This is a genomic window from Novimethylophilus sp. (assembly GCF_036504375.1).
Taxonomy (GTDB): domain Bacteria; phylum Pseudomonadota; class Gammaproteobacteria; order Burkholderiales; family Methylophilaceae; genus Novimethylophilus.
In genome coordinates, this window is sequence record NZ_DASXVH010000090.1 from 1 (window position 1) to 21,660 (window position 21,660).

The window sequence follows — 21,660 nt, forward strand, 5'->3', positions numbered from 1 at the left end:
ATCGCATTGTCGTGCGGCGCCTTGGGGCGCTGAATAAGCGACTCGTGGTCGTGGCTGGTAAAGAAAAATCCGCCGGACTGGGTATCTTCGAAGCGCGCGAGCAGCGCTTCGGCGATGTCGATCGCAAACAACAGGTCCTGCCGGCGGTGTTCGGCTTGCAGCAGTTCCAGCAGCGCATCGAGCAGGAAGGCATGGTCGTCCAGGTAAGCGTTAAGATGCGCCTTGCCCTCCTTGCAGGTAGCCAGCAAGCGCCCGTCTACCCATAAAGTGTCACGGATAAAATCCGTCGCACGCTGTGCGGCGGCGATCCAGGCCGGTTGCTCGAACGCCCGCCCGGCACGCGCCAGGCCCTTGATCGCCAGTGCGTTCCAGCTGGTCAGCAGCTTGTCATCCAGCCCCGGCCGCACACGCGCATCGCGTGCCGCCAGCAGCTTGGCGCGAACCGAAGCCAGGAGTGCGGAAGCCGTTGCCGGTGGAATACCGAGCCTGCCCGCGACCGCAGCCAGGCTATCCTCGGCCTTCAGATGCCAGCCGTGTTCGAAGTTGGGCGCCTGTTCGAGCCCGTAATACGCTGCGGCCAGCGCATATTCCTGCGCAGTCAGCAGATTGCGCGCCTCCTCCCGCGACCAGGCGTAGAACTTACCTTCCGCGCCTTCGGAGTCGGCGTCCAGCGAGGAATAAAAACCGCCCTCGGGCGCGCCCATTTCGCGCAGCATCCAGCCTACGGTTTCTTCCACCACCTCGCGCCAGCGTGGCTCGCCGGTCAGCAGCCAGCCATCGGTATAGATGCTCAGCAATTGGCCATTGTCGTAGAGCATTTTTTCGAAATGCGGGATTTCCCAGCGTTCATCGACGCTGTAGCGGCAGAACCCGCCGCCGAGATGGTCGTAGATGCCGCCGCGCGCCATGCCGTCCAGCGTGAGGCTCACCATGTTGCGCGCCGTTTCATCACCGCTCGCGGCGATGCGCAGCAACAGCGCCCAGTCCGGCTCGTTGGGGAATTTGGGTGCGCCGCCGAAACCGCCGCGCGCCGCATCGAAAGCCTGCGCCAGATGCTCGACGCCGGCCCGGATGACGGACTCGTCCGCCATCTGCGCCTCTTTCCGCGCCCCGCGCTGGGCTAGAGACTCCATCAGCGGCTGGCTCTGCAATTCGATATCCGCCTTATGCTCGCGGTAGGCCGCAGCGATCTTGTGCAGCAAATCGGCGAAACCCGGCAGGTTGTAGCGCGGCGTCGGCGGGAAATAGGTGCCGCCGTAGAACGGCACCTGGTCCGGCGTCAGAAACATCGTCAGCGGCCAGCCGCCGCTGCGGCGTACCATCATCGCATGCGCGGTCTGGTAGATCTGGTCGATATCGGGACGCTCTTCGCGGTCCACCTTGATGTTGATGAAATGCTCGTTCATCACTGCGGCCGTCGCCGCATTTTCAAACGACTCATGCGCCATCACGTGACACCAGTGGCAGGCGGAATACCCTACCGAGAGCAGGATGGGCTTGTCTTGTGTTTTAGCGAGCGCCAGCGCTTCCGCACCCCAGGGATGCCAATCCACGGGGTTGTCGGCGTGTTGCAGGAGATAGGGGCTGGTTTCGGCGGATAGGCGATTGGTCATGCCGGGATTTTATCACCGGCGCACCAATACCTGAATGTTTTAGTCGGCTATAGGGCTCCCGGCTCCGGCTCGGCGACAAAAAATGCCTGCACGTCCGCCAGCTCCCGCGTGCGCTTCATCGGCGGCAGGCTCTGCCAGATACGACGGCCATATTGCTTTTCCACCAGCCGCTTGTCGCAGATCATCAGCACGCCGCGGTCGGTTTCGTCGCGGATCAGCCGGCCGGCGCCCTGTTTGAGCGTGATCACCGCATAGGGCAACTGGTATTCCATGAAGGCGCTCTTGCCCTCGGCGTTGATCCTGTCGATGCGTGCCGACAGCACGGGATCGTCCGGCGGCGCGAACGGCAGCTTGTCGATCACCACCAGCGACAGCGCTGCGCCGCGCACGTCCACGCCCTCCCAGAAGCTCTGGCTCGCCACCAGCACCGCGTTGCCCAGCTTGCGGAAGCGCTCCAGCAACTCGCTGCGCGAGCTCTCGCCTTGCAGCAGCAAGGGGAAGTCCAGCCCGTCGCGCTCGAAGGCCTGCTGCAGCCAGGAATGGATTTCGCGCATCGCCCTGAGGCTGGTACACAGCACGAACGCGCGGCCGCCGCTGGCAATTATCGCCGGCAACGCGGCCTGGGCCACGGCGGCAGCATAGTCCTGCGTGTTCGGCTCCGGCATCGCTTGCGGTACATAGAGCAACGCCTGCGCCGGATAATCGAAAGGACTTTCCCAGAAACCGGTACCGGCCTCCAGCAAGCCCATCTGGCCAAGGTAATGGCTGAAATCGCTTTTTACCGCCAGCGTCGCGGAAGTGAATATCCATGCTCGCGCCTGGCCTTCGATCTGCTTGCTGAAAATTTCGGCGATGGACAACGGCGTCGCATGCAGTTGCACGCTGTGCGCGAACACTTCCACCCAGCGCACCAGGTTGGCATTGTCGCCGGACTGCCAGCCGGCGATCTGGGCATGCAAAGCCAGCGCACGCTGCCAGCAGTTTTCGACACCGGGTCCGCGCTCGGCCTGAAGTTCCAGCATGGCCGCCAGTTCCTTAAGCCTCACGCGCAATCCGTCCAGCGCATCATTGAAGCCTTTCAACCCCAGCGCCTTCTGCACCGGCATGCGCGCACCTTCCAGCCCGAACACCAGGCGGAAATCGCGCACCGCTTTTTCCAGTGCGGAAGTCGCCTCGGGCAAGGCCTTGAAATCCTTGGCTTCGGTGAGCGCCTCGGCATGGGTGTCGCGCGCCAGGTCCATCAACTGGCTGGTGGAAATATCTTCGCCGAAGAACAGTCCGGCGGTCTCAGGCAATTGGTGGGCTTCGTCAAAAATCACCGTATTGGCGGCAGGCAGCAACTCCGCCACGCCCTCGTCGCGCAGCATGACGTCGGCGAAGAACAGGTGATGGTTGACCACCACCACATCGGCGGCCTGCGCGCGTTTGCGCGCCTCCATCACGAAGCACTCCTTGTAGTGGGCGCAGTCCTGGCCCAGACAGTTGTCGCGCGTGGAGGTCACCGAAGCCCAGATCGCGGCGTTTTCCGGCACGATTGCCAGCTCGCTCTTGTCGCCGCTCTGGGTGCGTTGGGCGAAGCGGCCGATCTCGTGCAGATGGTGCACGTCGTCGCGGCTCATGAAGCGACCTTCGGCCTTGGCGCGCTCCAGGTGGTAATGGCAAACGTAGTTGGCGCGCCCCTTGAGCATCGCCACTGTCACAGGTGCTTTCAGCGCTTCGCGCACCGCCGGCAGGTCGCGGTTGAACAGCTGGTCCTGCAAGGTCTTGGTGCCGGTGGAGACGATTACCTTGCCGCCGGACAGCAGCGCCGGTACCAGATAGGCGAAGGTCTTGCCGGTGCCGGTGCCGGCTTCGGCCACCAGCACGCAGCGCTGCTCGATGGCGTCATGGATCGCCTGCGCCATCTCCAGTTGCTGCGGGCGCAGCCGGTAACCGGCCATGGATTCGGCCAGCGGGCCTTCCGCGGAAAAAATATGGGCGAGATCGGGCAAGAAAGACCTGGAATTCAATTGTCCGCGATCAGGCGGCGCTTGAGGAATATGGACTAATTATAGCGTCAATTCTCCCGGACGAGCCGGTAAACCGGGCCTGGCTGCACGCAGATGCTGCGAAGTGCGGGCCTGTGATCCGTGAAAATTTTTGCGCAAGTTGGCGCGTCCTCCATGCATGCACTAAAATCGCACCTGCTTGCAAAATAATGCACGGCGCCGGAACTTGGCAATCAGCGCATAAGACCAGCTCTCGTGCAAGACTCCGGATGTGCCGCGATGGTCCGATAGTTGCTGACTACCCGCTTATGCCAGGCCTCGAATACTTTCCAGGAATAATATTTTGAATTCCAAACCCTTTACCCTCAGCACGACCCCTCCCGGCTTTGCGGATCTCCCACCATCCGATATGGATAGCCGCAGCCTGATCGAAGACTTCAGGCGTTATTTCAGCCGTACATTGGGGCGGGACGAGATCAGCGAGTCTTCATACCACGCATACACCGCATTCTCGATGGCGTGGCGCGACCGCATGATGGACCGCTGGAAGAAAACCCAGGCGGCCTACGATGCGCAGGATTGCAAACGCACCTATTACCTGTCGCTGGAATTCCTGATGGGCCGGGCGCTGGGCAATGCCATGCTCAACCTGGAGGAAAAATCGTCCACCGCCGACACGCTGAAAACGATGGGGCTGGTGCTGGAGGAAATCGCCGAACTCGAGCACGACGCCGGTCTCGGCAACGGCGGCCTGGGACGGCTTGCCGCATGTTTCCTCGACAGCTGCGCCACCTTGCAGCTGCCGGTGACGGGCTACGGCATCCGCTACGAATACGGCATGTTCCGCCAGAAAATCGAAAACGGCTACCAGCTGGAAGAGCCGGACCACTGGCTGAGGATAGGCAACCCATGGGAAATCGAACGCCAGGAGCATGCGGTACGGGTCAAGTTCGGCGGCTACAGCGAGTTCACCGATGAAGACGGTCATGCGCGAGCGCGCTGGGTGCACTCGCACGACGTGCTGGCGGTGCCTTACGACATGCCGATCCCCGGTTATCGCAACGGCACGGTCAATACCTTGCGCCTGTGGAAATCCACCGCCACCGATGAATTCGACCTCGAGGAATTCAATGCCGGCAGCTATGCGGAAGCGGTCGGCGCGAAGAACGCGGCCGAACACATCACCATGGTGCTATACCCCAACGACGCCAGCGAAAACGGCAAGGAACTGCGCCTGCGCCAGCAGTATTTCCTGGCATCGGCCAGCTTGCAGGACATATTGCGCCACTGGGTCAAGCAACACGGCAATGATTTTTCGCGGTTTGCCGACAAGCATTGCTTCCAGCTCAACGACACTCATCCTACCTGCGCCGTGCCGGAACTGATGCGTCTCTTGATGGACGAGCACGGCCTGAAGTGGGACGACGCCTGGGCGATCACCGCACGCACTGTCGCCTACACCAACCACACGCTATTGCCGGAAGCGCTGGAAAAATGGCCGGTGAGCATGTTCGGCCGCCTGCTGCCGCGCCTGCTCGATATCATTTATGAAATCAACGCGCGCTTCCTGGCCGCAGTTTCATTGCGCTGGCCTGGCGACAGCGAACGCCAGCGGCGTATGTCCATCATCGAGGAAGGCAACGACCAGCAGGTACGCATGGCCTACCTGGCGGTGGTGGCCAGCACTTCGGTCAACGGCGTAGCCGAATTGCATTCGCAACTGCTGCAGCAGCACCTGTTCCGCGACTTCTACGAACTGTGGCCGGAAAAATTCAACAACAAGACCAACGGCGTCACGCCGCGCCGCTGGATGGCATCGAGCAATCCGGCGCTGAGCGCCTTGATCACCTCGGCGATCGGCCCGGACTGGATCACCGACATGCCGCAGTTGCGCAAGCTGGCGCCCTACGCCGAGGATACGCAATTCCGGGCCAGATGGCGCGCGGTCAAGCAGGCCAACAAAGCCCGCCTTTCCGAGCTGGTGCAGCAGGATTGCGGCATCATTTTCGACATCAACGCGCTGTTCGACGTACAGGTCAAACGCATTCATGAATACAAGCGGCAACTGCTCAACGTGCTGCACGTCATCCATCTGTACGACCGCATCAAGCGCGGGCAAAAAGACGGCATCACGCCGCGCTGCGTGCTGATCGGCGGCAAGGCGGCACCCGGCTACATGATGGCGAAACGTATCATCAAGCTGGTCAATGCGGTGGCCAACGTGATTAACGAGGACCCGGACACCGCCGGCCTGCTGCGGCTGGCGTTCCTGCCGGATTACCGGGTCACGGCGATGGAAATCATTTGCCCCGGCGCGGATCTGTCGGAACAGATTTCGACCGCCGGCAAGGAAGCCTCGGGCACCGGCAACATGAAGTTCATGATGAACGGGGCGCTGACGATAGGCACACTGGATGGCGCCAATATCGAAATCATGGAAGAGGTCGGCCGCGACAACTTCTTCCTGTTCGGGCTGAACGCCGAACAGGTCGAAGCGGCCAAATGCCGCTACGACCCGGCCGCGATCATCAATCAGGACGAAGACCTGTCGCGGGTGATGCATCTGCTGGAATGCAACCATTTCAACCTGTTCGAACCCGGCATTTTCGACCCCATCATCCATGCCATTTGCAGCCCGCACGACCCCTGGCTGACGGCGGCGGATTTCCGCAGCTATGTCGATGCCCAGAATGCGGTCGCCGAAGCCTACCTGAACCCGGAGCACTGGACGCGCATGAGCATCCTCAATACCGCCGGCAGCGGAAAATTTTCCAGCGACCGCACGATTTCCGACTACAACCGCGACATCTGGCATTTGCCCGCGATTGCACCGAACGGCAACTGAAAAATAAAAAATGAGGGGGATATAAATGCCGGCTGAACTGGCGCTGAAGGAAAACATCCGCTATCTCGGCCGGATTCTGGGCGAAGTCATCAGAAACAAGGAGGGCGAAGAAACTTTCCAGGCCATAGAAGCCATCCGCCAGACCGCGGTAAAGTTTCATCGCGAGGAAGATCCGGCATCCGCGCAGCGGCTCGACCATCTGCTGAAAAACCTCAGCAGCGACCAGACCATCGCCGTGGTGCGCGCTTTCAGCTATTTCAAACACCTGGTGAACATCGCCGAGGATCTCAGCAGCCCCCAGAGCTGCACCGACGAAGACCGGTGCGAGCCAGGGCAGCTAAGCTACTCCCTGTCCCAGATCGAGAAAAAGCAGCTGGATCCGGAGGAAATTGCCGCTTTCTTCAGCTCCGCGCTGATCTCACCGGTGCTGACGGCGCATCCTACCGAAGTCCAGCGCCAGAGCATCCTCGATATCGAGCGGGCGATTTCCTCGCTGCTGGCGAAAAAGACCCCCGGCATGTCGCGCCAGGAGGCCGAAAGAAACGACCTGATGCTGCGCGGCGCGATCACGGCCCTATGGCAAACCAGAATGCTGCGGTTTGCGCGCCTGACGGTGAACGACGAAATCAACAATGCGCTGTCCTATTACCGGATGACTTTTCTGGATGTGATTCCGGAACTGCTGCAGGATTTTGAACGGGAAATCGGCGCGCAGTTGGACGATGCCGCCTATCGCCTGCCCAATTTCTTCCAGATGGGCAGCTGGATCGGCGGCGACCGCGACGGCAATCCCTATGTAGATGCGTCGACGCTGGAACAGGCGATCGTGCAGCAGGCGATTACCGCGTTTGAATACTATCTGGGTCAAGCCCATGCCCTGGGTGGCGAGCTTTCGCTGACGACCCATCTGGTGCATGTAACGCCCGAACTGCTCAAGCTGGCCGACGAGTCTCCCGACCAGTCGCCCCATCGCCAGGATGAACCGTACCGGCGCGCGCTGATCGCCGTGGTTTCGCGTTTGGCCAAGACCTGCCGGGAACTGACCGGGCACGAAGTCAATCTGCGCCAGATTTCTCCCGCTATCGCATATGCCTGTCCGGATGAGTTTCTCGCCGACCTGAAAGTTATCGTCGATTCGCTGTGCCGCAACCATGGCGAAGCGCTGATTTACCCGCGGCTGGGCAAACTTATCAAGGCCATCGAAACCTTCGGGTTTCATCTTGCCACCATCGATTTACGGCAAAGCTCGGACGTCCATGAAGCCGTCATCGACGAACTGTTCCTGAAGTCCGGCCACGCTTTCAGCTACGCCGAACTGGACGAAGCCGAAAAAATCCGCGTGCTGCTGGAAGAGTTGAGCCAGCCCAGGCTGATGTCCTCGCCGTTCCAGGAATATTCCGCGTTGGCGCAGTCGGAAATGGGCGTCATCAGGAAAGCCAGGGCAGTGCGGGAAAAATTTGGTGCGCACGCGGTGCGGCAATACATCATCTCCCATACCGAAACACTGTCGGACCTGCTGGAAGCCGCGCTGTTGCAAAAAGAGGCCGGACTGTCGAGAGGCAACTGGGGCTCGGCCAGCATCCAGATGGATCTCAACATCGTCCCGCTGTTCGAAACCATCGCCGACTTGCGCAATGCGCCGCAAATCATGGATGTGTGGCTGAAGCTGCCTGGTGTCGGCCACGTGGTGCACCACCAGGGCGATCAGCAGGAAATCATGCTGGGCTATTCGGACAGCAACAAGGATGGCGGTTTTCTCACTTCAAACTGGGAGCTGTACAAGGCCGAGGTGGCGCTGGTGAAACTGTTCAAGCGGGCCGGGGTCAAGCTACGGCTGTTCCACGGACGTGGCGGCACCGTGGGTCGCGGCGGCGGGCCGACCTACCAGGCCATCATGGCGCAACCGCAAGGCAGCGTGGACGGGCAGATCCGCCTCACCGAACAGGGCGAAATCATCGCCAATAAATTCTCCGACCCCAGAGTGGGCAGGCAGCATCTGGAAACCTTGATCGCGGCAACGATAGACGCTTCGCTTTTTCCGCAGGACCAGCTGTCTCCAGCCAGGCGTCGCGCGTTTGAAATGGCGATGGAAGAGCTATCCACCTTTGCCATGGATGCTTACCGCAGCCTGGTGTACGAAACTCCGGGGTTCACCGATTATTTCTTCAGCGCCACGCCGATTTCCGAAATCGCCGAACTGAACATCGGCAGCCGCCCGTCGGCGCGCAAGGCGACGCAGCGCATCGAGGATTTGCGGGCGATACCCTGGGGATTTTCCTGGGGCCAATGCCGACTGCTGCTCCCCGGCTGGTACGGTTTCGGCAGCGCGATCGAAAAATATCTGGGCGCCGGCGACCAACGGGCGCGCATCCTGCAACTGAAGGAAATGCTGATCGAATGGCCGTTGTTCAGAACGCTGCTGGCGAATATGGACATGGTGCTGGCCAAGACCGATATGGCGGTGGCGGCGCGTTATTCCCAACTGGTCAGCGACGAACAGCTTAGGAAAACCGTGTTCGAGCGCATCGAGGCCGAATATGCCGCGACCACCCGCGCGCTGAACCTGCTGCTGGAAAGTCCGGTGCGCCTGGCGAACAACCCCATGCTCGCTCACTCGATCAGGAACCGGCTGCCCTATCTGGACCCGCTCAACCATCTGCAGGTCGAACTGATCAAGCGCTTCCGCGACGGCACTGCGGACGATCGCGTCAAGAATGGCATCCACTTATCCATCAACGGCATCGCCGCGGGACTGCGCAATACTGGCTGACACGCCCAGGAATGCGGATTAATTTTCCCTGCCGGAACGCCAGATCGAGATCATCAGCCATACCCCGAAGACCGAGGCGATGAAAAAGCCGAGAAAGCCGAACGCCGGCAGGCCGAACAAGGTTGGCCCGCCTTTTACTGTCATCACGATGGATGAGCCTATGATCAGGGCGGAAGTCAGCAAGCCCAGGGTCAACCGGTTGGTGCTGTGATCGATCTGGTGGCCGAAATGGTCGAGGCGCTTGAGATCGAATTCGATCTTGACCCGGCCGCGCCGGATTTCCTGGACCATCTTGGCAAAGTCGCGGGGCAGGGTGGTCGCCAAATTCAGTACGTCCAACACCCCGCGCTGGCCGCGCTTGAGCAACGCCGCCGGCATGTAGCGCGCGTAGATCACCTGTTTAACAAACGGCGTCAAATGCCGCACGATCTGAAAATCCGGGTCGAGTTGGCGGCCCAGTCCTTCCAGCGTGATCAAGGCCTTGAACAGCATCGAGAGGTCGGGGGGTATCGAAAGGTTATTTTCGCGCATGACGGTGGTCAGGTCGGAAAGCATCCTCCCGAAGCTGATCTGGCGTAATGACGCGCTTTCATAGTTAAACAGGAACTCGTCCAGGTCAGATGCCAGTTTGGCTTCATTGATCTGCACGTTGCCGGCCCAGGCAATCAGAATATCGAGAATGGTTTCATAATCGCGCGAAACCAGCGAAGCCAGCAGGTCGGCAATCTGGTCGCGCCGCTCTGCGGTAATGCGTCCCACCATGCCGCAATCGATGATGGCCAGCCGGTTGTCCGGCAGATAGAACACATTGCCCGGATGCGGATCGGCATGAAAAAACCCGTCTATCAGCACCATTTTGAGCAGGGTGTCTGCGCCCAGTGCGGCCAGTCTCTTCAACTCCAAACCGGCTTGCTGCGCCTGCTGCGTATCGTTGCCAGCGATGCCGTTGATGCATTCCATCACCAGCAGCCCTTCCGAGGTAAATTCCCAATATATCCTGGCAAAGACGACGTCGGGGTTATCCTTGAAGTTGCGGGCAAAGTGATCGGTGTTGCGTCCTTCCGCGGCCAAATCCAGCTCTTTGCGCAGCGACTTGGAAAACTGGCCGATGATCTTGCCCGGCTGGAAACGGCGCATTTCCGGCATTTCCGATTCCAGCAGACGGCCCAGATGCGAAAGCAGCCGCAAATCCGCATCGATACGGGCGCGGATATTGGGTCGGCGTATCTTGAGCACCACCGGGGTGCCATCCTGCAGCCGGGCGGTATGCACCTGGGCGATCGAAGCGCCGGCGACGGCCTGCCGGTCCAGTTCCTTGAACACTTCGAACGGAGAACGCCCAAGCGTCGCTTCCAGCTCCGGCAGCAACTCATCAAAAGGCACCGGCGGCACCATGTCCTGCAATTTGGAAAACTCGGCAATCCAGTGCGGCGGAAAAATATCGGCACGCGTTGCCAGCACCTGGCCGAGCTTGACGAAAGTGGGCCCCAACTCCTCGATCGCCAGCCGCACCCGTACTTCAGGCGGAAGATGCATGACCTCCAGCGCCGCCTTTGGGTGCAAAAGATGGTTAGCCCGACCCAGCACATTATTCAAGCCCAGGCGCTTGATGGCGTCTCCCCAGCCATAGCGGATGAAAATGCCGGCAATTTCCCGCAGGCGGCCGAAGTCGCGCATCACGGATACGGTTTCGCGAATCATTTTATTATCGGCTTGTTACTTCTTTTTGAGCGATTCGGCCTTTTCGGCGAGACGCGCCGCGATTTCGCCCAGCTTGCGGCTGGAGATGCCCGCCAGGCGGGCGCCCACTTCGCGCGCCGCCTGCTTGCCCGCATCGGTCGCATCATGCACGGCGGAACGTACGCGGTTGCCGAGATCATCCGATATCGCCCGTACCCGGCCACCGGTGTCGGTGCCGATGCGGCGACCGTGCTCGACGATCGCCGTCATCTCCTGCTTGACCAGGCCGTTGGCATTGGCGGCTACGCGCCCCATCGTCTCCAGCAGCATTTCCTCGAGTTTTTTCAGGTCGCTCAAGCCCTGCTGCAAGTCGTTTGCGCCAAACGCCCTGGCATCCGCAGCCACTTCCCGGATGGCGAGCTGCATCGCTTCTGCGGCCTGCGCCAACGCATCGTCCATGCCGTGCAGGGCATCCGCGAGCGCGCTTTTAACCTCAGCGGCGCGTTGTTCGGCTCCCAGGCTGATGCCTTCGGTAATCGCGGCCAGCACTTCGCGTATCTCGCGTTCCGCCAGTTCGCGCTGAGTCAGCGCCTGCACGGTCAGTTCGTGCAATTTGGCACGCACTTCGCCGCCCGCCTGTACCAAACGGCTGGCGGCGGCCTTGATTTCGTCCAATGTCAGTTTCGGTGCATCGCTCATGATCGGCTCCCGGCGTAATAGGCAATGCCTGAGATTCTACACGAAAGCCCGTGGGGATTGCCTTGGAAACCACTTTCCCTATAGAATCCAAAGCGATGCGTTTATATAGCCTTATTTTTGCAGCCCTGTTCGGCTGTGCCGCCAGCCTTTGCCATGCAGACGAAGCGGCCAGCGCAGGTCCCGACTTCCTCAAGCAGGCGGGCTCAGCCATGGAGCAGGCCGGCTCCGCCATGCAGGACGTCTTGCTGAGTGCGCTGGCGCTCTCCGGTACCCCTTATAAATTCGGCGGCAATACGCCGGATACCGGGTTCGACTGCAGCGGTTTCGTCAGATTCGTATTTAGCCAGGCAGCCAACCTGACCCTGCCTCACGGCGCGCGCGCCATCAGCCAGTTGGGCAAGTCCATTCCGGTGGATCAACTGCAGCCGGGCGATCTGGTGTTTTTCAATACCCTCAAGCACGCCTTTTCCCATGTCGGTATCTATCTGGGCGACGGCCGTTTCATTCATGCTCCTTCCAGCGGCGGCGGCGTGCATATCGTCAGCATGAACGACGCTTATTGGGCCAAACGTTTCAACGGCGCACGCAGGCTGGACCAGTCCACGGCCCAGCAACCGGCTGACGTCCCGTCCGAATAACAACGCCCGGATGTTCCCATCTCCGCACGGAACACCCGGCCGCCAAAATCCACAAATAATTGGATGGCAGGTTGTCAGCCTGAATCAGGCCCATTCAGAAGGAGGAGCCCATGTTTCGCCACGATCTCCTGGTCATAGGCAGCGGGCCGGCCGGGCAACGCGCCGCCATTCAGGCTGCCAAGCTCGGTAAAAGCGCGGCGATAATCGAAGGCAGGGGCATCGTGGGCGGGGTCACCGTCCATACCGGCACCATACCCAGCAAAACCCTGCGTGAAGCCGTACTCTACCTCACCGGCTGGACACAACGCGGACTCTATGGCCAGAGCTACCGGCTCAAGCAGCACCTGACCATGGACGACCTCATGCAGCGGCTGGAGATCACGATTCGCAACGAGGTCGGCGTGATCGAGCATCAGCTCACGCGTAACGGCGTACATCTGATCAAGGGCTGGGGCAGCTTCCTCGATCCCCATCGCGTGCAGGTGGCGACGCCCGAAGGCCAGGCGCTGGAATACATCGGCGAAAAAATCCTCATCGCCACCGGTACCTCGCCGCTGCGCCCCAGCAGCGTGCCGTTCGACGACGCTACCGTCATCGATAGCGATGGCATCCTCAAGCTCAAGAAAATTCCGCGCAGCATGACCGTGATCGGCGCCGGCGTCATCGGTATCGAATATGCCTCCATTTTCAGCGCGATGGATGTCGAGGTCACTGTCGTCGACGGCCGTACCCAGATGCTGGAATTCCTGGATCGGGAAATCGTCGACGAACTCGCGCATGAACTGCGCAGCCGCGGCGTGACATTGCGACTCGGCGAAAAAGTCGCCTCGATCGAAAACAATGGCAGCAGGGCCACGATATTGCTCGAAAGCGGAAAACGCTTCAATACCGAACTGGTCATGTATGCGGCCGGACGCATCGGCAGCGTGAAAGGGCTCAATCTGGAAAATGCGGGACTCAAGGCCGACGACCGCGGCCGCATCAAGGTCAACGGCAACTACACGACCGATATGCCGCATATCTACGCCGCTGGAGATGTCATCGGCTTCCCCAGCCTCGCCTCCACCTCGATGGAACAGGGCCGCGTCGCGGCCTGCCATGCGTTCGGAAAAGCCGCGCCGTCGGTGCCGGAATATTTTCCGTTCGGCATCTACAGCATCCCCGAAATCAGCATGGTGGGGGCAACGGAGCAGGATCTGACCGGCATGAATGTGCCTTATGAAGTGGGCACGGCGCTGTTCCGCGAAACTGCGCGCGGACAGATACTGCGGCTGGAGGACGGCATGCTGAAACTGCTGTTCGGCCTCGAAGACCGCAGGCTGCTGGGCGTACATATCATCGGCGAAGGCGCCACCGAACTGGTGCATATCGGCCAGGCCGTGATGGCGTTGGGCGGAACGCTGGATTACCTGGTCAACACGGTGTTCAATTACCCCACCCTGGCGGAAACCTACAAAATCGCCGCGCTGGATGCGTGGAACCGCATGCCGGATTAAGAACCTATTTCAGTAGGCTCCAGGCCCGGCGCCTCAGACAATATTCGTCTTTCTGAACGGCCCGGCTTCCAGCAATTTCGCAAACTCTTCCGCCGGCAACGGTTTGCTGAATATATATCCCTGAATCTGCTCGCAGTGCTGATGACGCAGGAAGTCCAGCTGGGCTTCCGTTTCCACGCCCTCCGCCACCACTTTTAGCCCCAGGCTGTGCGCCAGCCCGATAATCGCCCGGGTAATCGCGGCGTCATCCAGATCGCCCGGCACGTCCTGCACGAACGAACGGTCGACCTTGAGTGCATCGAGCGGAAAACGTTTGAGGTAGCCCAGCGAGGAATAGCCTGTGCCGAAATCGTCGATGGAAGTGTGCATACCCATCTCGCGGAAGCCCTGCAGGATGGCTACCGCACGGTCGGGATTGTGCATGATCATGCTCTCGGTGATTTCCAGTTCCAGGTAAAACGGCTGCATGCCGCTCTGGGCCAATGCAGAGGCAATGACGTTGCGCAGATTTTCATCGCGGAACTGACCGCCGGAAAGGTTGACGCCTATCGTAATCAGCGGCAATCCCGCCTCCTGCCAGGCACGGTTCTGCATACACGCCTCGCGCAACACCCACTCGCCTATGGGACCGATCAGGCCGGCTTCTTCCGCCAACGGGATGAACCGCCCGGGCGGCACCATGCCGAGTTCGGGGTGCATCCAGCGCACCAGCGCCTCGGCGCCGACAATGGTATCGGTCGCCAGATCCACCTTGGGCTGATAGTGCAGCACGAACTCCTTGCGCTCCAATGCCTTGCGCAAGCTGTTTTCCAGCGCAAGCCGCTCGAAACTGTGCACATTGCTGTCGGACGCGTAGAACTGGAAAGTGTTCTTGCCCTGCTCCTTGGCACGGTACATCGCAATATCGGCATTCTTGAGCAGCGTATTCATGTCCTGCCCATCCTGGGGGAAAACGCTGATGCCTATGCTGGCGCTGATGAATACTTCCTGCCCCAGCAGGGTAAAAGGCTGGGTCAGCGTCGCCATCACCTTGCGCGCCACCCCGGCAAGATATTGCACATCCTCGCCGAATTCCTCCAGCAGCACGACAAATTCATCCCCTCCCTGCCGTGCGATGGTGTCCGAATCGCGCAGACATTTCACCAGCCGTCGGGAAGCCTCCAGCAACAACAGGTCGCCGGCATCATGGCCCAACGTATCGTTGATGATCTTGAAGCGGTCCAGGTCGATGAACAGCACTGCCAGCTGCGTCTTGTTGCGTTGCGTCAACCGCAACGCATGCTCGATGCGTTCCTGCAGCAGCGCGCGGTTGGGCAGTTTGGTCAAGGCGTCATGGTTGGCGAGAAACTGCAGGCGCTGTTCCGATTCCTTGCGTAGCGTGATATCGGTAAATACCGCGACATAATTGCTAACCTTGCCGCTGTCGTCTTTCACTTCGCTCAGGGACAGCCATTCCGGATAGATTTCGCCATTCTTGCGGCGGTTCCAGATTTCGCCCTGCCATTGCCCATCCCGACGTATGCAATCCCACATCTCGTCGTAAAACGCAGCGTCGTTCTGGCCGAACTTGAGCATCTCGCGCGTCCGCCCGATCATCTCTTCACGGGTATAGCCGGTAATTTCCTCAAAACCTTTATTGGCCTCGAGAATGCGCTGATCGGCATCGGTGATCAATATGCCTTCCGCCGCATGCCTGAATACCTGCTGCGCCAGCATCAGGTTGGCTTCCGCCCGTTTGCGCGCGGTAATGTCGAGCACGACAATAGTCATGCGTACGACACCGCTTTCCAGCGTCATCAGCGTCACGGCGATTTCGAGGTTGGCGCTGCTGCCGTCCTTGTGCAAACCCAGAATTTCATAGCGGCGCTCCACCGGCTCGCCCAGCACGCGTTTGCGGTGCTTGGACCGGACTCGCTCATGCTCGCTGGAATTGAACAGACGCAGGAAAGTGTCGAATGCCCGCATTTCCTCCAGCGTATAACCGGAAATTTGGCTCATGGCCTGGTTGGCATAAACGATTTTGGCGTTTTCGACGACCAGTACGCCTTCACCCACGTCCGACTGCGCCTGGATCAAAGCATTGTAGAGTTCGAGTTGTTCGCGCAGTTTTACTTCCGACTGGATGCGGCCGGAATATACGCCGCACAGCATCAGGTTGCTGCTGGCGATAATTGCGATATAAAGCCAGTAATTGACGGCGTTACCATAGGCGAAATCTTCGGCGAAATCGCCCAGGCCGTTTGCAGCACCCCATAGCGACATGGTGCTGACGAAGAAAATCGCCAGCGTCGCGCCTCGCAGGCGAAAGCTCAACGCCGCCCAGGTGACCAGCGGAAATAATATGAATGCCTTGGGATGGAAAGAGATATCTTCCGGCAGCCAGCCGAAAAATACCGCCAGTGTCATCGACACCAGCAAGGCGCACAACATCACGGCCTCGCTCTCGCGCAGACGCGACCAGCCGATCGGCGCGGACTTCAGCGACAGCAGCAAAGGCGTGATTACCAGTACGGAAAGCGCATCGCCCATCCACCAGAGCATGATGCTTCTCCATAGCTGCTGTCCGTCGATAAGACCAGCCGCCAACAGGCTTACAGAGCCGATGCAGGCGGCAACGACCGTGCTCGACAAGGCGCCGAAGCCGATCAGCCCCATGACGTCAGGCAAGCGGTTCAGGGAAAAGTCGAAATCGCGGATGCGCTTCAGCAATAAAACCGCAATCAACGTTTCGCTCAAGCTGGCCGCAATCTGCCCCAGGGCGAACACCGGTGAATGGCTGCTGATGGTGGCGCTTAAGGCAGCGCCGATGACGACGCCCGGCCACATGCGCAGGCCATAGATAAGGAATGCGGCCAAGGCGATGCCGCTGGGAGGCCAGATTAACGAAACATTGCCGCCAAAAGCCGCAAACTCGAGCCCAAGCTGCGCCCCCGCAAGATAAAGCCCGCTCAACGCAACAATGCGCAGTACATCGATCCAACGATAAGGTTGCAGCAGGTTCAAACTCGTCGCCCACGAAAATGCTTACTCATTAAGCATAGCATTTTCTGTCGTAGCGGGAGCCGTCAACGGCGGAATTTACGGCCAAAAAAAAGCCCGCGTGGGGCGGGCAATTCACTTGATCGTTATTATGGTTTTATTTTAAATAATGTTCCGCATAGCGCTGACTCATGCGCAACATCGGCAGCATCACCAGCAAGTCGGCGCAATTGAAATCCGGATCCCAGTGCGGTTCGCCGCAAATGTATGCGCCCAGCCGCAAGTAACCTTTAAGTAGCGACGGACACGGCGCCTGGATATCCTGGCGTAACGCATCGATAGGCAGCGGGCAATGCGGAAAAACGCGGTAATCGCTCGGAGCCAAATATTTTTCCTTGAGATTGGCATACAGGCTGGCAGCCAGGCGGCCGCCATCGGCCATGCCGATGCTGGTGCAGCCGATGAGATACTCGTAGCCGTTTTTCTGCATGAATTTCGCCAGGCCAGCCCACAATAAGCTGATGGTCGCACCATTGCGATAATCGCGATGCACGCAGGCCCGCCCCAGTTCTACCATAGTCGGCGCAAGATGCATCAGCCGCGACAAGTCGAACTCCCCGGACGAGTAATACCCCCCCGCCTCGGCCGCCATTTGCGGATCGAGGATGCGGTAAGTACCCACCACCTTGCCCGTTTCGGCATCGCGCACCAGCAAATGCTCGCAGAACGCGTCGAAACCGTCGCGATCCAGCCTGTCGTGGCCCGGCAGGCGCGCCCCCATCTCCTCGGCAAATACCTTGTAGCGCAAACGCTGTGCCTCCATCACCTCCGCCGGGCTGCGGGCAAAGCTGTATTGCAAGGTACGCCGCTCGCGTTGCGGCTCTACGTGCGAAACTTGTTGCAACATCGCCATCTCCTTGTTCATTGGCACTTGCAGCACTTTAATAACCCAAAGTTACGCGATGGTTAAAGGCAGATGAAGATTTCGCGAAAGGCAGAAAAAAAGCCCGCACGCGGCGGGCTTGGAGTGGTTGTGGCGAGGAGAACGCCACGTTAGAACAATTTCTATCTCTATTAGAAGTCGAACTGAAAGCGGGTGGTCAGAGCATTCTCGTGACTTGCAGTCCTGCCAGTAGCGACGGTGATATCCTGCTCGAAGTCGGTACGCACGTAATCCAGCATCCAGCGCAGGTTCGGGTTAAGAATCCACTTCAGTTGCGCAGTCCAGGCATCCGCCTCGTTGGCAAAGCCAGCGGTAAGTACACCAGTACCGGCTAGGTTAGTGGTCTTGTAGTCGGAAGCGTCAAACTTGGTGTAACGCATACCGACTTCCCAGGCACCCCAGCCGCTGGCGGTTGCATTCGGATGGACAAAAGCGTTCTTCGGATTCATGCGGTCAAACGCACCGCCGGCCTTGTAGCTGTCTGCGTAGTGTTCGCCAGTAATCATCCAGTTGGCAGCCAGGTACCAGGCATCGATATCACGATCAAAGCTCACGCCGGCGGTGCTCTTGCCGTCTAGGTTGTAACGCAGCCATTCGCCTTGCAGCTTGACCGGACCGTATGCGGCAATACCTTCCAGGCCGAGACGGGTACGTTCGGGCGTACCTTGAAAAGCTGCCGACTTGAACCAGCTAAAGCCCTTGCTCTCGGAATTGGCTCCTGGAGCAGTAAATGTATCCCTCTTGCCCGGATGACCATTGGAGAACGAAGCGCCGACATGGTAAATCGCATCCTTGTCGCCCAGAATCTTGGCAAAGTTGACATTCACGCGACCAAGCACGTCCGGGCTGTCATTGGTGTTGTCCGATTCCTTGGTATTTTGACCTTCGCCATTGGAGACAGCCAACGCATAATACACGCCATTAAACGGAGTGCCATGCACCATGGCGCCGATTTCCTTGCCCGGAATCAGAGAGTTCAGCATGGAACGTTCCTGGAAATCCAGAAAACGCGAACTGGTATTTTCTTCGATGCTCATCGGCATCTTGAAATCACCGAAACGCAGGTTGGCAGCGTCCCACCAGCCGATATTGAACCAGGCTTGGTCAATGTCCTTGCCGCTGGCATTCCAGGTCACTTCCCAAGTGTAATCGTTGTACATCTTGCCTTTCATGGTCAGGTAGGCACGACGCAAGTCGAAGGTATCCGCAGTTCCCCTCTCGATGTTGCCACCATCAAAAGTGCGATAGTCAAGTTGCACACGACCATTAAACGAAACCGAATGCTGTTTGTCGGCGCTTTCAATGACGACGCCATCCTTGAACTTGACGCTGAGTGCTTCAGCTTTCTTGAGCTTCTCGGTGTCGCGGGTATTGTTGAACTCATCAAACTCTTGCTCAGTCAGCACGCCTTTGTCGCGCAGCTTCTTCAGCAGGTCATCGGTGGAGTCGGCCTTGGCAATGCCAGTGATGCCGAGCAGGGCGACACCGGCCAGAGCGGCGACGGTGGCGCGGAGTTTACAGTTATGCATTAAAGCTCTCCCAAAATAAACGGACGAATGATGAAAACCAAATTGGCCAATTGAGTCTTCACTCCGGGCGGAATTCTGAAGCTAGAATGTGACACTTTGATGACACGGTGCCCGTTTTTTAGGCAGCCGTTGTAAAATTGCAACACCATGAACCCATAAGGAAATCCGACGCATGAAATCTCATGCATCGAACCGGGAGAACAAACTACGCAGGAATTATTTGATAGTGTAACCAGCCGCTTCGATAGCGGTTTTCATCGCGGCGGGCTGCACTTTTGCGGGGTCATAAACGACTTCGGCACGGCCTCCGGCATGCGAAACATCCGCCTGCATCACGCCGTCCAGTGCCAACAGGGCCTTCTTCACCGTATTGGCACAACCACCGCATGCCATGCCTGAAATCAAGAAATCGACGGTTTCCATCGCATCTTTACCTTTCATAGCCCGGAGCGCAGCAGATGCTCCATCTCTTCCGCCGGCAACGCCTTGCTGAACAGATAGCCTTGCAGATAGTCGCAGCGGCGCTCCCTGAGGAACGCGGCCTGCTGCTCATTTTCGACACCTTCCGCCACGCTGGTGAGCCGCATGCCTTGCGCCAGTCCCAGCACAGCGCTGGCGATGGCACTGTCGTCATCGCTGTGCGGCAAGTTGAGCACGAATGACTGGCAGATCTTGACGCTGTCCACGGGGAAATCCTTGAGATAGGCCAGCGACGAGGCGCCGCTGCCGAAATCGTCGAGCGCGATCGTGACGCCCAACGCCTTGAGTTCGTTCAATTGGCGGATATTCTCTTCGACCTTTTCCATGAGAATGGTTTCGGTGATTTCGAGTTCCAGCAGATTTGCCGGCAAACCGCACTCGTGCAGGGTTCTCGCAACGGTAGCGACCAGGTTGGCCTGCTTGAACTGACGTCCCGAAAGATTGACCGCAACGCGCGTCGGCATGCCGGCATCGGCCCAGCGCCGCGCCTGCTGGCAGGCGGTCCGCAGCACCCATTCGCCCACCGAAACGATGAGACCGGTTTCTTCCAGCAGCGGAATGAACTCGTCGGGAGGTACCAGCCCCCGCTCCGGGCTCTGCCAGCGCAGCAGGGCTTCCACCGCAGTGACCCGGCCGCCTTTGACTGCGACCTGGGGCTGATAATACAGGCGGAATTCGTCGCGTTCCAGCGCATGGCGCATGCTGGTTTCCAGCACCAGATAGTCGTAGGCGACGGCATCCAGCTCCGGCACGTAAATCTTGTAGCCGTTGCGGCCCTGGCTCTTGGCGTAATACATCGCCACGTCCGCTTCTTCCAGGAAGTTGGGGCTGTGCTCGTGCCCGGGCCAGGCAAACGAAATGCCGATGCTGGTGGAAATGAACACTTCATGCTGATCCATCTGGAATGGGGGCAGCAATACTTCGATCAATTTTTCCGCCACCAGCGTCGCATCTTCGGTGCGTTCGATATGCATCAGAATCAGCGCGAATTCGTCACCGCCGAGACGAGCCACGGTATCGGTTTCCCGCACGCATTGCCGCAGCCGTTCCGCCACCATGCGCAGCAAGCGGTCGCCGTAGGCATGCCCCAGGGTGTCGTTGATATTCTTGAAACGGTCGAGATCGAGGTACATCACCGCGACGGCACGGCCGCCGCGCGAAGTCTGCGCCACAGCCTGCATCAGGCGGTCCTGGAACAGCATGCGGTTGGGCAGGTTGGTCAGCGGATCATGATAAGCCAGGTAATGCAGCCGGTCCTGCGACTCTTTGAGGTCGCTGATGTCGGTAAACACGATCAGCCAATGCGTCACCTGCCCGTGCGAATCCAACACCGCATTCGCGCCCAGCCAGGCCGGGAAAAGATCGCCGTTACTGCGGCGCAGGCACGCTTCGCCCTGCCATTTGCCGTTGCTTTCCAGCGCGGAGCGCACTTGCTGCGCGACCGGATCGTTGTCGCCGCCACCCCAGAGCAGACTCTTGGGCAGGCCGATGATGTTTTTTTCGATATGGCCGGTGATATTGCAGAAGGCATCGTTCGCCGCCGCAATCCTGCCGCCCACCTCGGCGATCAATATGCCCTCCATCGTGTTTTCGAACACGCGCGCCGCCAACCGCAGTTGGGACTCTGCACGCTTGCGTTCGATGGCATAGCGCATGGCGCGTTGCAGCACGCGGGCATCGACACTGCCTTTGACCAGGAAATCCTGCGCTCCGGCCTGGGCAAGCTCTGCCGCCAGCGCTTCGTCGTCGAGCCCGGTCATGACGATAATAGGAGTAGCCAGCGCTACCGCATGCAATTGCCAGAAAGTTTGGTGACCGGTGGCATCGGGCAGCGACAGATCCAGCAGAATAATATCGAATTTTTCTGCCCGTATCTGGGTAATGGCTTCAGTCAGCGAGCCTGCATGAGACAGGCTGTAAGACGGCAATACTTCCTGCAACATCAAATCCAGCAAACGTGCGTCGCCGGGATTGTCCTCAACCAATAACACTTTCATAAA

13 protein-coding genes are annotated in these 21,660 nt (G+C 59.3%); 4 read left to right on the top strand and 9 right to left on the bottom strand.

Annotated features, from left to right (window positions below):
• Positions 1–1,613, bottom strand: a 1,613-nt coding sequence (locus VGK14_RS13305; protein WP_331509578.1) for a thioredoxin domain-containing protein, incomplete at its 3' end; no start/stop codon positions are given.
• Between the two features lie 47 nt (positions 1,614–1,660).
• Positions 1,661–3,553, bottom strand: coding sequence for an ATP-dependent DNA helicase (locus VGK14_RS13310; RefSeq protein WP_331509599.1), 1,893 nt, complete (start codon positions 3,551–3,553; stop codon positions 1,661–1,663).
• A 391-nt stretch (positions 3,554–3,944) separates the two neighbouring features.
• Between VGK14_RS13310 and VGK14_RS13315 the strand changes: the two genes are divergently transcribed.
• Together VGK14_RS13315 and ppc are read left to right on the top strand one after the other, a co-directional pair.
• Positions 3,945–6,446 (top strand): glycogen/starch/alpha-glucan phosphorylase, encoded by a 2,502-nt coding sequence (locus tag VGK14_RS13315; protein WP_331509579.1) that lies wholly within the window; start codon positions 3,945–3,947, stop codon positions 6,444–6,446.
• Between the two features lie 25 nt (positions 6,447–6,471).
• Positions 6,472–9,216 (top strand): phosphoenolpyruvate carboxylase, encoded by a 2,745-nt coding sequence (gene ppc / locus VGK14_RS13320; protein WP_331509580.1) that lies wholly within the window; start codon positions 6,472–6,474, stop codon positions 9,214–9,216.
• Between the two features lie 18 nt (positions 9,217–9,234).
• Here the strand turns inward: ppc and VGK14_RS13325 are convergent, their stop codons facing one another.
• Entirely contained in the window at positions 9,235–10,917 is a 1,683-nt protein-coding gene (locus tag VGK14_RS13325; RefSeq protein ID WP_331509581.1) for an ABC1 kinase family protein, read from the bottom strand.
• Between the two features lie 15 nt (positions 10,918–10,932).
• On the bottom strand, positions 10,933–11,595 hold the full coding sequence (locus tag VGK14_RS13330) for a DUF6781 family protein (protein ID WP_331509582.1): 663 nt from the start codon (positions 11,593–11,595) through the stop codon (positions 10,933–10,935).
• Positions 11,596–11,690: 95 nt separating this feature from the next.
• Here VGK14_RS13330 and VGK14_RS13335 point away from each other — a divergent pair, with 95 nt between their 5' ends.
• Together VGK14_RS13335 and sthA are read left to right on the top strand one after the other, a co-directional pair.
• Entirely contained in the window at positions 11,691–12,233 is a 543-nt protein-coding gene (locus tag VGK14_RS13335) for a C40 family peptidase (protein ID WP_331509583.1), read from the top strand.
• Positions 12,234–12,343: 110 nt separating this feature from the next.
• Positions 12,344–13,729: a Si-specific NAD(P)(+) transhydrogenase gene (sthA, locus tag VGK14_RS13340; RefSeq protein ID WP_331509584.1), complete on the top strand. Its 1,386-nt coding sequence runs from the start codon at positions 12,344–12,346 to the stop codon at positions 13,727–13,729.
• Positions 13,730–13,762: 33 nt separating this feature from the next.
• Here the strand turns inward: sthA and VGK14_RS13345 are convergent, their stop codons facing one another.
• The 5 genes from VGK14_RS13345 to VGK14_RS13365 all read right to left on the bottom strand — a co-directional run bounded on the left by VGK14_RS13345 (position 13,763) and on the right by VGK14_RS13365 (position 21,657).
• Complete coding sequence (locus VGK14_RS13345) at positions 13,763–16,732, bottom strand: bifunctional diguanylate cyclase/phosphodiesterase (protein ID WP_331509585.1); 2,970 nt, start codon at positions 16,730–16,732, stop codon at positions 13,763–13,765.
• Between the two features lie 133 nt (positions 16,733–16,865).
• Positions 16,866–17,615 carry a GNAT family N-acetyltransferase gene (locus VGK14_RS13350; protein ID WP_331509586.1) on the bottom strand — a complete coding sequence of 250 codons (750 nt, stop codon included), beginning with the start codon at positions 17,613–17,615 and terminating at the stop codon, positions 16,866–16,868.
• A gap of 167 nt (positions 17,616–17,782) precedes the next feature.
• Positions 17,783–19,180, bottom strand: coding sequence for an OprO/OprP family phosphate-selective porin (locus VGK14_RS13355; RefSeq protein ID WP_331509587.1), 1,398 nt, complete (start codon positions 19,178–19,180; stop codon positions 17,783–17,785).
• 216 nt (positions 19,181–19,396) lie between these two features.
• The gene (locus VGK14_RS13360; RefSeq protein ID WP_331509588.1) at positions 19,397–19,603 is read right to left on the bottom strand and encodes a heavy-metal-associated domain-containing protein; all 207 of its coding nucleotides are present in this window, start codon (positions 19,601–19,603) and stop codon (positions 19,397–19,399) included.
• A 14-nt stretch (positions 19,604–19,617) separates the two neighbouring features.
• The gene (locus VGK14_RS13365) at positions 19,618–21,657 is read right to left on the bottom strand and encodes a GGDEF/EAL domain-containing response regulator (RefSeq protein WP_331509589.1); all 2,040 of its coding nucleotides are present in this window, start codon (positions 21,655–21,657) and stop codon (positions 19,618–19,620) included.
• Positions 21,658–21,660: the final 3 nt, after the last annotated feature.

Coding starts and splice junctions, on each gene's coding strand:
- VGK14_RS13310 (WP_331509599.1), bottom strand. CDS start 3,553: ATGGCCGGTTACCGGCTGCGCCCGCAGCAACTGGAGATGGCGCAGGCG.
- ppc (WP_331509580.1), top strand. CDS start 6,472: ATGCCGGCTGAACTGGCGCTGAAGGAAAACATCCGCTATCTCGGCCGG.
- VGK14_RS13325 (WP_331509581.1), bottom strand. CDS start 10,917: ATGATTCGCGAAACCGTATCCGTGATGCGCGACTTCGGCCGCCTGCGG.
- VGK14_RS13330 (WP_331509582.1), bottom strand. CDS start 11,595: ATGAGCGATGCACCGAAACTGACATTGGACGAAATCAAGGCCGCCGCC.
- VGK14_RS13335 (WP_331509583.1), top strand. CDS start 11,691: ATGCGTTTATATAGCCTTATTTTTGCAGCCCTGTTCGGCTGTGCCGCC.
- sthA (WP_331509584.1), top strand. CDS start 12,344: ATGTTTCGCCACGATCTCCTGGTCATAGGCAGCGGGCCGGCCGGGCAA.
- VGK14_RS13350 (WP_331509586.1), bottom strand. CDS start 17,615: ATGTTGCAACAAGTTTCGCACGTAGAGCCGCAACGCGAGCGGCGTACC.
- VGK14_RS13355 (WP_331509587.1), bottom strand. CDS start 19,180: ATGCATAACTGTAAACTCCGCGCCACCGTCGCCGCTCTGGCCGGTGTC.
- VGK14_RS13360 (WP_331509588.1), bottom strand. CDS start 19,603: ATGGAAACCGTCGATTTCTTGATTTCAGGCATGGCATGCGGTGGTTGT.
- VGK14_RS13365 (WP_331509589.1), bottom strand. CDS start 21,657: ATGAAAGTGTTATTGGTTGAGGACAATCCCGGCGACGCACGTTTGCTG.